The sequence below is a fragment of the Phytopseudomonas daroniae genome (assembly GCF_004327285.1).
GTDB classification, from domain to species: Bacteria; Pseudomonadota; Gammaproteobacteria; order Pseudomonadales; family Pseudomonadaceae; genus Aquipseudomonas; species Aquipseudomonas daroniae.
Window position 1 is genome coordinate 151383 of record NZ_QJUI01000001.1, and the last position, 15631, is coordinate 167013.

Annotated in this window: 11 protein-coding genes; 7 read left to right on the forward strand and 4 right to left on the reverse strand. The window is 63.0% G+C overall.

Annotation, left to right across the window (positions count from 1 at the left end):
• Positions 1-355 precede the first annotated feature (355 nt).
• The 5 genes from betB (at position 356) to DNK06_RS00695 (ending at position 7938) form a co-directional block, all read left to right on the forward strand.
• Positions 356-1828 carry a betaine-aldehyde dehydrogenase gene (betB, locus tag DNK06_RS00675; RefSeq protein WP_131178123.1) on the forward strand — a complete coding sequence of 491 codons (1473 nt, stop codon included), beginning with the start codon at positions 356-358 and terminating at the stop codon, positions 1826-1828.
• Between the two features lie 102 nt (positions 1829-1930).
• A complete protein-coding gene (gene betA / locus DNK06_RS00680) occupies positions 1931-3634 on the forward strand; it encodes a choline dehydrogenase (RefSeq protein WP_131178124.1) in 1704 nt (567 codons plus the stop codon).
• A 112-nt stretch (positions 3635-3746) separates the two neighbouring features.
• Entirely contained in the window at positions 3747-5159 is a 1413-nt protein-coding gene (mdtD, locus tag DNK06_RS00685) for a multidrug transporter subunit MdtD (RefSeq protein ID WP_131178125.1), read from the forward strand.
• Positions 5160-5286: 127 nt separating this feature from the next.
• A complete protein-coding gene (gene dbpA, locus DNK06_RS00690; protein WP_131178126.1) occupies positions 5287-6666 on the forward strand; it encodes an ATP-dependent RNA helicase DbpA in 1380 nt (459 codons plus the stop codon).
• Between the two features lie 36 nt (positions 6667-6702).
• Positions 6703-7938: a diguanylate cyclase domain-containing protein gene (locus tag DNK06_RS00695; RefSeq protein WP_131178127.1), complete on the forward strand. Its 1236-nt coding sequence runs from the start codon at positions 6703-6705 to the stop codon at positions 7936-7938.
• An 11-nt stretch (positions 7939-7949) separates the two neighbouring features.
• On the opposite strand, the gene DNK06_RS00700 is transcribed toward DNK06_RS00695, so the two are convergent.
• Positions 7950-8681: a substrate-binding periplasmic protein gene (locus DNK06_RS00700; RefSeq protein WP_131178128.1), complete on the reverse strand. Its 732-nt coding sequence runs from the start codon at positions 8679-8681 to the stop codon at positions 7950-7952.
• A gap of 383 nt (positions 8682-9064) precedes the next feature.
• On the opposite strand from DNK06_RS00700, the gene DNK06_RS00705 reads away from it, so the two are divergent.
• A complete protein-coding gene (locus DNK06_RS00705) occupies positions 9065-10249 on the forward strand; it encodes a BaiN/RdsA family NAD(P)/FAD-dependent oxidoreductase (protein WP_131178129.1) in 1185 nt (394 codons plus the stop codon).
• Positions 10250-10460: 211 nt separating this feature from the next.
• Here the strand turns inward: DNK06_RS00705 and sstT are convergent, their stop codons facing one another.
• Together sstT and DNK06_RS00715 are read right to left on the reverse strand one after the other, a co-directional pair.
• Positions 10461-11723 carry a serine/threonine transporter SstT gene (gene sstT / locus DNK06_RS00710; protein WP_131178130.1) on the reverse strand — a complete coding sequence of 421 codons (1263 nt, stop codon included), beginning with the start codon at positions 11721-11723 and terminating at the stop codon, positions 10461-10463.
• Positions 11724-11973: 250 nt separating this feature from the next.
• Complete coding sequence (locus DNK06_RS00715; RefSeq protein ID WP_131178131.1) at positions 11974-13362, reverse strand: L-serine ammonia-lyase; 1389 nt, start codon at positions 13360-13362, stop codon at positions 11974-11976.
• 142 nt (positions 13363-13504) lie between these two features.
• Between DNK06_RS00715 and DNK06_RS00720 the strand changes: the two genes are divergently transcribed.
• Positions 13505-14455 carry a LysR family transcriptional regulator gene (locus tag DNK06_RS00720; RefSeq protein ID WP_131178132.1) on the forward strand — a complete coding sequence of 317 codons (951 nt, stop codon included), beginning with the start codon at positions 13505-13507 and terminating at the stop codon, positions 14453-14455.
• A gap of 282 nt (positions 14456-14737) precedes the next feature.
• Here DNK06_RS00720 and DNK06_RS00730 read toward each other — a convergent pair whose 3' ends face one another.
• Positions 14738-15442 carry a PqiC family protein gene (locus tag DNK06_RS00730; RefSeq protein ID WP_207389977.1) on the reverse strand — a complete coding sequence of 235 codons (705 nt, stop codon included), beginning with the start codon at positions 15440-15442 and terminating at the stop codon, positions 14738-14740.
• Positions 15443-15631: the final 189 nt, after the last annotated feature.

A 15631-nucleotide genomic window follows, 5' to 3' on the forward strand; every position in this document is an offset into this window, starting at 1 on the left:
GCACCCATCCTACGACCGTCCGCTAAGCCAGCGGAAGCGGACGCTCACCCCGTAGGGTGGATCGGGGCGCGTAGCTGACGCTCTTTTCATCCACCATTGCGATTGCAGCCCGCAAGGCTAGGCACCCCCGCGGCTCCTACACGGCAGCATCCCTCCAAACTCAGTTCAAAGCTGATCCACATGTCGTATTCGGCTCGATGCTCGTCGCGCCTGGAATCTTTATTGATTGATCGATCAATAAAAATAAAGTAGGCTGTTTTTTAACCAAATCGGCTGACATGTCTTTTCATCTCGATCACGCCGATCCATCCGCCAGGGCGCGTGCAGCGTCCTGGCCCGATCAGGAGCACGCCCCATGGCCCGATTCGAAGACCAGAAGCTCTATATAGGTGGCAGCTATGTCGACTCCAGCAGCAGCGCGACTTTCCAGAGCATCAATCCGGCCAATGGCGAGGTGCTGGCCAACGTTCAGCGCGCCAGCCAGGAAGATGTCGAGCGTGCCGTTGTCAGCGCCGAGCAGGGCCAGAAAGTCTGGGCCGCGATGACCGCCATGCAGCGCTCGCGCATCCTGCGTCGCGCCGTGGACATCTTGCGTGAGCGCAACGATGAGCTGGCCGAGCTGGAAACCCTGGACACCGGCAAACCGCTGAGCGAAACCCGCTTCGTCGACATCGTCACCGGTGCCGACGTGCTCGAGTATTACGCCGGCCTGATCCCAGCCATCGAGGGCGAGCAGATTCCGCTGCGCGACACCAGCTTCGTCTATACACGTCGCGAGCCACTGGGCGTGGTCGCCGGTATTGGCGCCTGGAACTATCCGATTCAGATCGCCCTGTGGAAATCCGCTCCGGCCCTGGCTGCCGGCAACGCGATGATCTTCAAGCCCAGCGAAGTCACCTCGCTGACCACCCTCAAGCTGGCCGAAATCTACAGCGAAGCCGGCCTGCCGGATGGCGTGTTCAACGTGCTCACCGGCAGCGGCAGCGAAGTCGGTCAGTGGCTCACCGAGCATCCGCGGATCGAGAAGATTTCCTTTACCGGCGGCACCGTCACCGGCAAGAAGGTCATGGCCAGCGCCTCCAGTTCGTCGCTCAAGGAAGTGACCATGGAACTGGGCGGCAAGTCGCCGTTGATCATCTTCGAAGATGCCGACCTGGAACGCGCCGCCGACATCGCGGTGATGGCCAACTTCTACAGCTCCGGCCAGGTGTGCACCAACGGCACCCGGGTCTTCGTGCCTCGTGCCCTGCAGGCGCGCTTCGAAAGCAAGGTGCTCGAGCGGGTCAAACGCATTCGTCTGGGCAGCCCGCAGGACGAGCAGACCAACTTCGGCCCGCTGGTCAGTTTCGCCCATATGGAAAGCGTCCTCGGCTACATCGAGAAGGGTCGCCAGCAAGGCGCGCGCCTGCTGGTCGGCGGCGAACGCGTGACGGATGGCGACTACGCCAACGGCGCCTACGTGGCACCGACCGTGTTCACCGACTGTCGTGACGACATGACCATCGTGCGCGAGGAGATCTTCGGCCCGGTGATGAGCATCCTCGTCTACGACAGCGAGGAAGAAGTCATCCGCCGCGCCAACGACACCGATTACGGCCTGGCCGCCGGCATCGTCACCCGCGACCTGACCCGTGCGCACCGGGTTATCCACAAGCTGGAAGCGGGCATCTGCTGGATCAACACCTGGGGCGAATCCCCCGCCGAGATGCCAGTGGGCGGCTACAAACAATCCGGTGTCGGCCGCGAGAACGGCCTGACCACCCTGGCTCACTACACCCGCATCAAGTCCGTGCAGGTCGAGCTGGGCGATTACGCCTCGGTGTTCTGACGAAAACAGCTACAAGCCACAAGCTGCAAGTAGAAGAGAAAGCGCCTTCGGCTTTTTCTTGCCGCTTGAAGCTTGCCGCTTTCACCCAGAGGGTGCTGCTTTATGGAATACGATTACATCATCATTGGCGCCGGCTCGGCCGGTAACGTGCTGGCAACCCGTCTGACCGAGGACGCCGACGTCAGCGTACTGCTGCTGGAAGCCGGCGGCCCCGACTATCGCCTCGACTTCCGTACCCAGATGCCCGCCGCCCTGGCTTTCCCACTGCAGGGCCGGCGCTACAACTGGGCCTACGAGACCGACCCCGAACCGTACATGAACAACCGCCGCATGGAATGCGGGCGCGGCAAGGGCCTGGGCGGCTCGTCGCTGATCAACGGCATGTGCTACATCCGCGGCAACGCCATGGATTTCGACAACTGGGCCAAGCAGCCCGGCCTCGAAGACTGGGGCTACCTGGACTGCCTGCCGTATTTCCGCAAGGCGGAAACCCGCGATATCGGCCCCAACGACTACCACGGCGGAGACGGCCCGGTCAGCGTGACCACACCCAAGGCCGGTAACAACCCGTTGTTCCACGCCATGGTCGAGGCAGGCGTGCAGGCCGGTTATCCACGTACCGACGACCTCAACGGCTATCAGCAGGAAGGCTTCGGCCCGATGGATCGCACGGTGACCCCGGAAGGTCGCCGCGCCAGCACGGCGCGTGGTTATCTGGATCAGGCACGCGAGCGCCCGAACCTGACCATCGTCACCCACGCCACCACCGACCGCATTCTGTTCGACGGCAAGCGCGCCAGCGGCGTCAGCTACCTGGTCGGCAACTCCAACGAGGCCACTACCGCCAGCGCGCGCCGTGAAGTGCTGCTGTGCGCTGGCGCCATCGCCTCGCCGCAGATCCTGCAGCGCTCCGGCGTCGGCCCGGGCGAGCTGCTGCGCGACCTGGACATCGAAGTACTGCACGATCTGCCCGGTGTCGGCGCCAACCTGCAGGATCACCTGGAAATGTATCTGCAATACGCCTGCACCCAGCCCGTGTCGCTGTACCCGGCTCTGAAGCTGCTCAACCAGCCAGGCATCGGCGCCAAATGGCTGCTCAAAGGCGACGGCATCGGCGCCAGCAACCAGTTCGAGGCGGGCGGTTTCATCCGCTCCCGTGCGGGGTTCGAGTGGCCGAACCTGCAGTTCCACTTCCTGCCGGTGGCGATCAACTACAACGGCAGCAACGCGGTGAACGAACACGGCTTCCAGGCCCACGTCGGCTCCATGCGTTCGCCGAGCCGCGGGCGCGTGCAGCTGAAGTCCAAGGATCCGCGCCAGCACCCGAGTATCCTGTTCAACTACATGTCCCATGAACAGGACTGGCAGGAATTTCGCGACGGTATCCGCCTGACCCGCGAGATCATGAACCAGCCGGCCCTGGATCCGTACCGCGGCCGCGAACTGAGCCCCGGTGCTCATGTGCAGACTGACGACGAGCTGGACACCTTCATCCGCGAACACGCGGAAACCGCCTTCCACCCCTCCTGCTCGTGCAAGATGGGCGAAGACGACATGGCGGTAGTCGATGGCCAGGGCCGTGTGCACGGCCTGCAGGGCCTGCGGGTCGTGGACGCATCGATCATGCCGGAAATCATCACCGGCAACCTCAATGCCACCACCATCATGATCGCCGAGAAGATCGCCGACCGCATTCGCGGCCACGAGGCCCTGCCACGCAGCACCGCGCCGTACTACAAGGCCGCTGGCGCGCCAGTACGCGGCACGTCGCAACGTACGGCCGAAGCGATGCGCTCTGCATCCTGAGGCCAGCGCCGCTTCGAGCTCCCCGGGGACTCGAAGCGGCCGCTGCAATCGCTGAGACATTCCCGCCCATCATCGGTCAAACTGCGCTACCACTTGCCGACCGCCGATCACCATGACCCTGCTCGACGCCCGCACTGCCCGCCTGCTGCCCTGGATTGTCGCCATCGCATTCTTCATGCAGACGCTGGATGGCACCATTCTCAACACCGCCCTGCCGAGCATGGCCGCGGATCTTTCCGAAGACCCGCTGCGCATGCAATCGGTGGTCATCGCCTACATGCTCACCGTGGCACTGTTGATTCCCGCCTCCGGCTGGCTGGCCGACCGCTTCGGCACGCGGCATATCTTCTTTGGCGCCATCCTGCTGTTCAGCCTCGGCTCGCTGCTGTGCGCCGTCTCGCAGTCGCTGAACATGCTGGTGATCGCACGCATCATCCAGGGCCTCGGCGGTGCGCTGATGATGCCGGTGGGCCGCCTGGTGGTGTTGCGCGCCTATCCGCGTAGCGAGCTGGTGCGGATCATGAGCTTCATCACCCTGCCCGGTCTGCTCGGCCCACTGATCGGCCCGACGCTGGGCGGCTGGCTGGTGGAGTACACCAGTTGGCACTGGATCTTCCTGCTCAACCTGCCGGTCGGCGCCCTCGGTTGCTGGGCCGCGTTTCGCTTCATGCCGGACTTGCGCGGCCCCGAGCGCACCCGTTTCGATCTGGTCGGTTTCCTGCTGTTCGGCGCCGCCATGCTGCTGATCACCCTGTCGCTGGAAGGCCTCGGCGAACTGCATCTGCCCCATGTGCGGGTGATGCTCCTGCTGCTCGGCGGCCTGGCCTGCCTCGCAGCCTACTGGCTGCGCGCCGGGCGTACAGCCAACGCCCTGTTCCCGCCCAGCCTGTTCCATACCCGCAGCTTCGCCGTGGGCATTCTCGGCAACATCTTCGCCCGCCTGGGCAGCGGTGCCCTGCCGTTTCTCACGCCACTGTTACTGCAACTGGGTATGGGCTACTCGCCAGCCCAGGCCGGCATGAGCATGATTCCCCTGGCCCTGGCCGCCATGGCGATGAAGCCCCTGGCCAAGCCGCTGATCGACCGCCTCGGTTACCGACGTATCCTCACCAGCAATACCGTGCTGCTCGGCCTGCTGATCGCCAGCATGGCCCTGGTCGACGGTCAGACCTCCCACGTGCAATTGGTCATTCAACTGGGCCTGATCGGCGCCGTCAATTCACTGCAGTTCACCGCCATGAACACCGTGACCCTGATCGACCTGCGCGATAGCGAAGCCAGCAGCGGCAACGGCCTGCTGTCGGTGGTGGTACAACTGTCGATGAGCCTCGGCATCGCCGCTGCAGCCGCGCTGCTCGGTGGCTTCAGCCTGGACAGGGGCGCGGCAGATGGCGTGCTGGGTGCCTTCCAGGCCACTTACCTGTGCGTGGGTCTACTGTCGATACTGGCCGCGGGGATCTTCCTGCAGTTGTCCCCGGATGACGGCCGCAGCGCCCGGCGGGTCAAGGTCGACATCGACGAGTAGCGATAGGCACAGGGACGAGGGCCTGCCGCCGCTTGAGCGCGACACTGCTTGCGCTTAAACGGCAACAGGCCCTGGCACGGCGCCTGTTACACTAGCCGCCTTCAAACGTTCCCCTAGGCTCTGTACCGTGACCGCCACCGCTTTTTCCTCGCTTGCCCTGTCGCCCGCCATGCTGGCGAACCTCGAGTCCCTCGGTTACGCGCAGATGACGCCGATCCAGGCGCAAAGCCTGCCGGTCATGCTCAAGGGCATGGATCTGATTGCCCAGGCCAAGACCGGCAGCGGCAAGACCGCCGCCTTCGGCATCGGCCTGCTGGCGCCACTCAACCCGCGTTACTTCGGCTGTCAGGCGCTGGTGCTGTGCCCGACCCGTGAGCTGGCCGACCAGGTCGCCAAGGAACTGCGCCGCCTGGCGCGCGGCGAAGACAACATCAAGATTCTCACTCTCTGCGGTGGCGTGCCCTTCGGCCCGCAGATCGGCTCCCTGGAGCACGGCGCACAGATCATCGTCGGCACGCCGGGTCGGGTACAGCAGCACCTGGCCAAGGGCACGCTGAAGCTGGACGGGCTGAATACCCTGGTGCTCGACGAAGCCGACCGCATGCTCGACATGGGCTTCTACGACAGCATCGCCGAGATCATCGGGCAGACTCCGGAGCGCCGCCAGACGCTGCTGTTCTCGGCCACCTACCCGGCCGGTATCAAGCAGTTGTCCGCGACCTTCATGCGCAACCCGCAGCAGGTCAAGGCCGAGGCATTGCACGACGACAGCCAGATCGAGCAGCGCTTCTACGAAATCTCGCCGGAGCAGCGCATGCAGGCCGTGGTCGATGTACTGGCCAGCTTCCGACCGCAGTCCAGCGTAGCCTTCTGCTTCACCAAGCAGCAGTGCCAGGAAGTGGTCGATCATCTGACCGCGGCGGGCATCTCGGCCTCGGCACTGCACGGTGACCTGGAGCAGCGTGACCGCGATCAGGTGCTGGCGATGTTCGCCAACCGCAGCCTGTCGGTTCTGGTGGCCACCGACGTCGCAGCCCGCGGTCTGGATATCGATGCCCTGGACATGGTGATCAACGTCGAGCTGGCGCGTGATGCCGAGATCCACATTCACCGCGTCGGCCGCACCGGCCGCGCCGGTGAGAAGGGCATCGCCGTCAGCCTGGTGGCGCCACCCGAGGCGCACCGTGCCCAGGCCATCGAAGCCCTGCAGAAGAGCCCGCTGACCTGGCACCCGCTGAACAGTCTCAAAGCCCGTGCCGGTGAGCCGCTGCAACCGCCGATGATCACCCTGTGCATCGGCGCAGGGCGCAAGGACAAACTGCGCCCTGGCGACATCCTCGGCGCTCTCACTGGCGAGGCGGGTATCCCCGGCAGCCAGGTCGGCAAGATCGCCATCTTCGACTTCCAGGCCTATGTCGCAGTCGAGCGCAACGTCGCCAAACAGGCGCTCAAGCACCTTAGCGAAGGCAAGATCAAAGGCCGCTCGTTACGCGTGCGCACGTTATAGACTCAAGGCAACCGCAGATCGGCCACAGGGGGTTCCGTGCGCAATATTCTGGTCATCGAAGACAGCCCGCTGGTACTGAAAATCCTCGAACACCTGTTCCGCCAGGAAACGGATCTGCAACCGGTGTTCTGTGCCTCTCTGGCTGAAGCCGAGGTGATGCTGGAAACCTCGGCGGAGCTGTTCTTCGCCGCCATCGTCGATCTGCATCTGCCGGACGCGCCGGATGGCGAAAGCGTCGACCTGGTGATGCGCTACGCCCTGCCGTGCATCGTGCTCAGCGGCTCGTACAACGAAAAGCGCCGCGACGACCTGCTGCTCAAGGGCGTGGTCGATTATGTACTCAAGGAAAGCCAGCACTCCTACGAGTACGCCTTCCGCCTGTTGCACCGACTGGAGAGTAACAGCCAGGTGAAGATTCTGGTTGCCGAGGACTCCGAGGCCACGCGCCACTTCATTCGTCATGTGCTGGCGCCGCATCGCTACCAGATCATCGATGCCTGCGACGGCGACGAAGCCCTGCGCATCCTCAAGGAACAACCGGATATCGACCTGCTGGTGGTCGACCACAGCATGCCCGGCATCAGCGGCTTCGAACTGGTCAAGCTGCTGCGCCAGAAGATGAAACGCAACGAACTGATCATCCTCGGCCTGTCCGCCGACGCCAAGGGCTCGCTCAGCGCCATGTTCATCAAGCACGGCGCCGACGACTTCCTGCGCAAGCCGTTCTGCCCTGAAGAACTGAACTGCCGGGTGATCTCGACCCTGGAGCGCCGCGACCTGATGCGCGCGCTGAAGCAGGCCGCGCAATTCGACGCGCTGACCGGATTGAATAACCGCCGAGCCTTCTACGAGCAGGGCATTCAACAGTTCCAGCAGGCCCAGCGCGGTGGCCGCAACCTGAGCGTGGCGATGCTCGACATGGACTTCTTCAAGCAGATCAACGACGAGCACGGCCACGCCAGTGGCGACGCCGCCCTGATCGCGTTCTCACGGGCGCTGAGTGCGGCCTTCCCCGATGCCCTGCTCGGCCGCCTGGGCGGCGAGGAGTTCGCCATGGTCAGCCAGCAGGACGCCGAGCAGTTGAGCCAGGCACTCGATCGCCTGCGTGAGCAGTGCGGGCAGCTCAAGTACGCCATCGGCGCACCGCCGCTGTCATTCAGCGCAGGTGTCTACCATGGCGCACCGGATGACCTGGAAAGCCTTCTGCACCTGGCCGACGTGCGACTCTATCAGGCCAAGCGTCAGGGTCGCGCACGCACGCTCTGGCAGTAGCAGCCACGTTCCTACAGGCCGTGACGCTCCATGATCGCGGCATAGCTGCCATCGGCGCGCATGGCTGCGATCGCGGCGTCGAAGCGCTTGGCGATCTCGGCATGCTTGCCATGACTGAGGCGGATGAGAATGTGCAGGCCGTTCTCGCTCAAGGGCGTTGGCAGCAATTCCAGTTGATCGGCCATGCCCTTGAGCTGGTGGTTGAACTGAAACCGCACGACGTATTCATCTTCCAGCGCCAGGCTCACCCGGCCACGCTGCACCATGTGCGCGGCGCTCTCGAAACTGCTGACAGCGACCTTGCGCAAATTGTTGTCGGCACCGAATTCCTGGGAATAGGCGTAACCACGTAGCACGGCGATCCGATAGGGATACAGGTCGGAGAGCTGTGTGAAGGCAATGGCATCGCCCTTGCGCTGCACGAGACGGATTCGATTGATCAGGTATGGCTCGGAAAAGTAGCCGAACCCGGAACGCTCGTCGCTGTACCAGGCATTCACCAGCACATCGTAGTCAGCCCGCTGCAACCCCAGGATGGCACGCGCCCAGGGCACCTCACGGTAATCGCTGGTGTAGCCGGCGCGGCCCAGGGCGGTCGTCACCAGTTCTACCGCAACGCCATTGCCAGGTAACCGCTGATCGGTGAACGGCGGCCAGGTATCGGCGACCAGATGCAGGTGCTCAGCGGCCGCGGCCCAGGGCAGCAGGAATAGCGACAGGAACCACGCTCGCCAGCTTTTCAATGGTCTTGGGCCCCGAAAGCCAAGGGTGAACGCGCCACGTGCGACACCCGACGGCGCGGCTGAGATGGTGGCAGACAAAATAGTGGCAACTGGCCATTTTCACGTCATTCATTGAGCATAATCGCTAGACCCGTTCAGGCAATGTGCAGCTCGTAAAAAAGTCCGCCATCGAAGCACCGTGGTGGCGACTGAACCCGGTCGGCATTCGACATCCGCCTGTAATTGCCCACAACAGCGCCCCGAGTCCGAGTCGGCAGATATCCTTACCCAGACGCTATCGCAGCGTCAGCTGCCGACAGCTGAATCACGCCTTCAGGTAAACTGCGCCGTTTCGCGTCAGCCCGCAGCGATGCCTGGCGCCTAGCGTATGCGAGGACATTGCCGTGCTTTCACCCCAGGTTGTCATCATCGGTGCCGGCGCGGCCGGGCTGATGTGCGCCATGAGCGCCGCTGCGCGTGGCCGCAGCGTGCTGCTGCTCGACCACGCCAACAAAGCCGGCAAGAAGATCCTCATGTCCGGCGGCGGGCGCTGCAACTTCACCAATATGTACTGCGAGCCGAGTAACTTCCTCTCGCACAACCCGCACTTCTGCAAATCAGCCCTGGCGCGCTTCACCCAGTGGGATTTCATCGCCCTGGTCACCAAGCACGGCGTGCCCTACCACGAGAAGAAACTCGGCCAGTTGTTCTGCGACCACAAGTCCAGCGACATCCTCGGCATGTTGCTGGACGAATGCGAGCAGGCCGGCGTCGACCTGCGCCTCGACACGTCGGTGAGTACCATCGAGCGCGGCGAAAATGGCTACCGGTTGAGCACCAGCCTCGGCCCGGTGAGCTGTGAATCCCTGGTGGTCGCCACCGGTGGGCTGTCGATTCCGACCTTGGGCGCCACTGGCTTCGCTTATCAGATCGCCCGTCAGTTCGGCCACACTCTGTTGCCGACCCGCGCGGGCCTGGTGCCATTCACGCTGACCGATCCGCAGCTGAAAATGTTGTGCAGCGAGCTGTCCGGCACCTCGGTAGAGGATTGCCGGGTCAGTTGCAACGGCCAGAGTTTCGTCGAGAACATCCTGTTCACCCACCGTGGCCTCAGCGGCCCGGCGATCCTGCAGATTTCCTCTTACTGGCAACCTGGCGACAGCGTCAGCATCGATTTGCTGCCACATATCGACCTGCCGCAATGGTTGCAGGAACAGCAACGCGAGCGCCCCAACAGCGAGCTGAAGACCCTGTTGGGCGAGCTGTTCACCAAGAAGATGGCCGGCCTGCTGGCCGAACACTGGTTTGCCTCCAAACCGATGAAGCAGTACACCCCGGCCGAGCTCAAGGCCATAGCCGAGCGTCTGGCAGACTGGCAGCTGGTGCCCGCCGGCACCGAAGGCTATCGCACCGCGGAAGTCACCCTCGGCGGCATCGACACCAAAGAGGTGTCGTCCAAGACCATGGAGTCGCTGAAATCGCCGGGACTGTATTTCGTCGGCGAGGCGCTCGATGTCACCGGCCATCTAGGCGGCTTCAACTTCCAGTGGGCCTGGGCTTCGGGGTATGCGGCGGCGCAGTATGTGTAGTCGTTAAGCCAGCCTTTCGCCCAACAAAAACGCGCCCTGACAGGCTGTGTGAAAACTACTGCGCTCGGTCATGCGGCGTTAAAAACCGGCTCAAAATGCTCATTTACAACTCGTAAACTGCGCTTTTTCGCCGGTTTTTGCCTTGCCTGACCTTCGCTCGCTACGTTTTCACACGGCCTGCTGAGGCGCGTTTTTTCTCATGCAGAGGCTTTCAGCTACGGGACGCCTGAGTATCGATGCGGGTGGCCTGCTCGACAGCACCACGCTCTTCACCGGCGTAGGACACCGCCGCGGTGAAGACCACATCGGTGTGCGAGTTCAGGGCGGTCTCGAAGGAATCCTGCACCACACCGATGACGAAGCCGATGGCCACGACCTGCATGGCGATGTCGGTATCCACCCCGAACAGGCTCGTCGCCATCGGGATCAGCAGCAACGAACCACCGGCCACGCCGGACACACCCGCGGCAGCGAGAGACGACACTACGCAGAGCAGCAGCGCGGTCGGCAGATCGACGCTGATACCCAGCGTGTGAGTGGTGGCCAGGGCCATCACGGAAATGGTGATCGCGGCGCCGGCCATGTTGATGGTCGCGCCCAGTGGGATGGTGATCGAGTAGGTGTCCCTGTCCAGCTTGAGCTTCTCGCACAGACGCAGGTTGACCGGAATGTTGGCCGCCGAGCTGCGGGTGAAGAAGGCGGTCACCGCGCTCTCGCGCAGCACCGTGAACAGCAGCGGATAAGGATTGCGGCGCATCTTGATGTAGGCGAGCAGCGGGTTGACCACCAGCGTGACCACCAGCATGCAGCCCACCATCACCAGCAACAGGCGGGCGTAACCATACAGCGCTTCGAAGCCGGAGGCCGCCAGGGTACTGGCAACCAGGCCGAAGATACCGATCGGCGCCTGCTCGATGACAAAACGCACAACCCGTGTGATGGCATCGGACATGTCGCCCAAAAACACTCGGGTGGTAGGCGCGGCATGCCGCAGGAATAAGCCAAGTGCTATTGCCCAGGCCAGGATGGCGATGTAGTTGGAGGTGTTCAGCGCCTGCACCGGGCCGACGAAGATGCTGGTCAACAGGTTGTGCAGCACGTCGATGATGCTGCCCGGCGGATTGCCTTCAGCCGAGCTGATATCCAGCGACAGTGTGGTGGGAAACAGGAAACTGGCGCATACCGCCAGGGCCGCGGCACTGAAGGTACTGATCAGGTACATCATCAGCACTGGGCGAATGTGGGTGGGCTGGCCACTCTGGTGGGCCGCCAGGGAGGACATCACCAGCACCAGCACGAGTACCGGCGCGACCGCCTTCAGAGCGAGGATGAACAGTTCGCCAAGCAGGCCGACCTTGAGCGCGGCGGCCGGCGAGAAATAGGCGAGCAGAATGCCCAGCACCAGGCCGATGAAAATGCGGAGCACCAGGCTGGTATTGGAATAGGCGGAGGCAATGCGTTTTAGAGTATTCATGTAGTAGACGCTGTCCAGAATTCTAGGCTTGATGGCATTGGGGGACAGGTCAGCAGGGGCATGAGCCACGCCAACCGGGCAGGTCACCCCACGACATCACGCGATTATAAGGGAGGGGGATGGGATCAGCGCCATTTAGATGGTATGGGTGGTCATGCAGGTAGGTCTCGCTTGTTATTGTTGTGGGACTTTCAACGCAGAATGCGGGCCCGTCAGCCTGAATCCCATGGGATTCAGGCTGACGAACGGCTCAGCACTCGATGATGTTCACGGCCAGGCCGCCGCGTGCGGTTTCCTTGTATTTGGTCAGCATGTCGGCGCCGGTTTCGCGCATGGTCTTGATCACCTTGTCCAGGCTCACGTGGTGCGAGCCATTGCCATACAAAGCCATACGCGCCGCATTGATGGCCTTGACCGAGGCGATGGCGTTGCGTTCGATGCAGGGGATTTGCACCAGCCCGCCGACCGGATCGCAGGTCAGCCCCAGGTGGTGCTCCATGCCGATCTCCGCAGCGTTCTCGACCTGTTCGGGCGTACCGCCCAGCACCGCGCACAGCGCGCCGGCAGCCATCGAACAAGCCACGCCAACTTCCCCCTGGCAGCCGACCTCGGCACCGCTGATGGAGGCATTCTCCTTGTAGAGAATGCCGATGGCACCGGCCGTGAGCAGGAAATCGATGATGCCCTTGTCGTCCGATCCGGCGATGGCCTGGGCGTAGTAATGCAGCACTGCGGGAATGATGCCCGCCGCGCCGTTGGTGGGTGCCGTGACCACGCGCCCACCCGCGGCATTTTCTTCGTTGACGGCCAGCGCCCAGAGATTGACCCAGTCGAGCATGCGCAACGGGTCTTCCTGGGGACTGCGCTGGAACACGCCAAGACGTTCGGCCAACTGCGCAGCACGGCGCTTGACCTTGAAGCCGCCAGGCAGGATGCCCTCGGTACGACAGCCGCGGTCGACACAGGCCTGCATCACACGCCAGATCGCCAGCAAGCCGCTGTCGATCTCTTCGTCGCTGCGCCAATGCCGCTCGTTGCGGCGCATCACCTCGGCGATGCTGATGCCGTGCTCCTGAGCCAGATTCAGCAGGTCGACACCGGAGCGAAACGGCAGTGGCAGGCTGGTGGCGTCCGGTGCGATTTCCTTGTGTCGCGAGCCGTCGGCCAGCACCGACTCATTGACCACGAAACCGCCACCGACCGAATAGTAGGTGGCCTCGTGCACCTGCAGGCCGGCCGCATCGAAGGCAGCGAAGCGCAGGCCGTTGGCATGCAGCGGCAGCGCCTTGCGAATCATTTTCAGGTCGGTCTTTTCGTTGAAAGCGATGGCATGCCCGCCAGGTAGCGTGATGCGCTTATGGCTGCGAATGGTCTCGATATAGTCGGCTACCTGATCGACATCGACGGTATCCGGCTCATGGCCGCTAAGGCCAAGCAGCACCGCCTTATCACTGCCATGGCCCTTGCCGGTTGCGCCCAGCGAGCCGTACAGCTCGGCCACCACCCGCACGACGTGGGGCATGTGGCCCTGGTTTTCCAGAGCATGGGTGAACAGGGCGGCGGCGCGCATCGGCCCGACGGTGTGCGAGCTCGATGGGCCGATGCCCACTTTGAACAGGTCGAATACGCTAATGGCCATGGTGGTGTTTTTCTTTTATGAGGTGAAGACAGGTGCCCGGTTACGCACCGTCGATGGGAAAAATCTAAGACCCTACTTTCATTATGTATACTGATTTATTCTTACTATATTGATTAGAAAAACTTACCTATAGAGCCTACCCATGGATCTGATCCGTTTACGCACCCTTCGCGAGCTGGCCCGCTGCGGCACCATGGCGGCTACCGCCGAGTTCCTGCACCTCACGCCCTCTGCGGTTTCCCAGCAGATCACGCAGCTGGAGCGCGAGGCCGATGTGGCACTGATCGAGCGGCGGGGTCGTGGCGTGGTGCTGACGCCAGCAGGTGGTCGGCTGGTGGCACACGTCGAACGTATCCTGGTGATTCTCGACGAAGCTCGTTCGGAACTGGCGCAGATGCGCAGCGAAATCGCCGGTGAACTGCGAGTGGCCGCGTTTCCTTCGATCGCAGCGGCGCTGGTCGCCCCCATCGTGCGCAATCTGCGTGAGGCCTATCCGCGCCTGGACGTGGTGGTGGCCGATCTGGAGCCGCAGGAGAGCCTGAGTGCCCTGAGTGCCTGGCAGATCGATGTGGCGGTAGTCGATGACCTGGCCGGTGCGGCCAAATCGCGTCAGGAGCACTACGAGCTGATCCCGCTGACCGAAGACCGCCTGCACGTGCTGCTACCGACGAGCCACCCGCTGGCATCGCGCAGCACCCTGACCATCGCCGACCTGCAGGACGAAGCCTGGGCGCTGGACTCCACCAACAGCTCGTTCGGCGAGTTCATCGGCAACCTGTGCCGACGCTCCGGCTTCGTGCCACGCATCAACGCGCACTGTGCCGGTTTCGAAATGGTCGCGGCGATGGTGGCGTCCGGCAATTCGATTTCGGTGGTCTCGGGCTTGCGTCTGGTGCGACCGCTGGAAAACGTCACGGCCGTGCGTTTGGCTCCGGCCATTCAGCGCAAGATATTCCTCGCCTACCGAAAGGGCGAGCGCAAGCACCCGGCCGTAACCGTATTCCTCGACGAGGCGATACGGACGGCAGGAGTGCTAGGGTCTGTTGACCTTTCAGCGCAAGCCGCGTTGCCGCGAGAAATCTCGCCAGGCTAGGCGGAGGACGCCGGTAATGGTCGTTCCCTTGCCAAGTCCTCCAACGACGCATGGCGAGATTTCCCGCGCAACCCGTAGGGCCGGGCCCGTTTTGCCGCGATGCTGCGTTTCTCGCCGGCTCATTTAGCCAGCTAAACTTCGCGGCTCGTGCCTTGCCTCGCGGCAAAACGGGCTCCGGCGCGGTCGTGCTGAAACGTCAACAGACCCTAGAGGGGTACCAAAGGATCGAAGTCCAAGACGAGCCAGGCAAAGCCTGATTCGCCTCGGAACCTGCTCCCGGGATCAGAAGCGGAATACTTCCGCGTCGATCCGGATCGGTTCGGCTACCGGCATTTTCGGCGGTTCCTGGCGCGCGGCCGGAACCGGCGCTTTCTTGCGCGGCTCCTCGGTAGCGATCGGCGTGTTAGCGTGACTCTTCACAGCAGTAGCCAGTTGCTCGATCAGTTGCTGCACCACAACGCTCTGGGCGCGCACCTGATCAGCTACAGCACCCTGGTGCTTCTCTTCCAGGCGTACCAGCCGGCTATCGAGCAACTGCCCTTCCTGACCAACCAGGCGCCATTGCGCTTCAAGCACTGCAGGCTGGCGTGGGCCGGAATCCAGGCGAGTCACGGATAACAGTACTTGTACCTGGGCCTTGAAGCCTGGGTTGTCCGAAGCGAGCACCAGACGCTGGCTGTTGATCCGGCCCGACAACTGGCGCAACACCTGGCGATCCAGATCGGTAGCCAGGCTGCCTGCCCAGCGGGCATTGCCGGCGGTGCTCAGGCTGCCGTCGTCCTGGCGCTGCAGCAGCGCTTCACGCTGTAGATAATCCGCGACAGTGATGGGGCCCAGCAGTACGCTCATCCCGTCCTTGTCAGCGGTTTTGGTGGCGCTGGTGCCACCATCGAGCTGATAGAGCGAGACGGGCATGAAATGCGAACAGCCGGTCAGCGTCAGCAGACCAGCCAGGAGAAGCGTGAGAGGAAGCCGCTTAACAATCATCAATGTCTTCCAGCTGGCAATATCGCCAGCGACCATGGCTACAGGTAAAGGGTCAAAAAACAAAAAATAGGTAAATCACCGCGTCGACAAACCCCCGGCGAGGTGTCAAATAATCCCTGTCCATAAGCAATGTGCTTGCCATCGAGCGCCTTGATCCGAAAAAGACGGTATACGTCCCACCACCAGGCG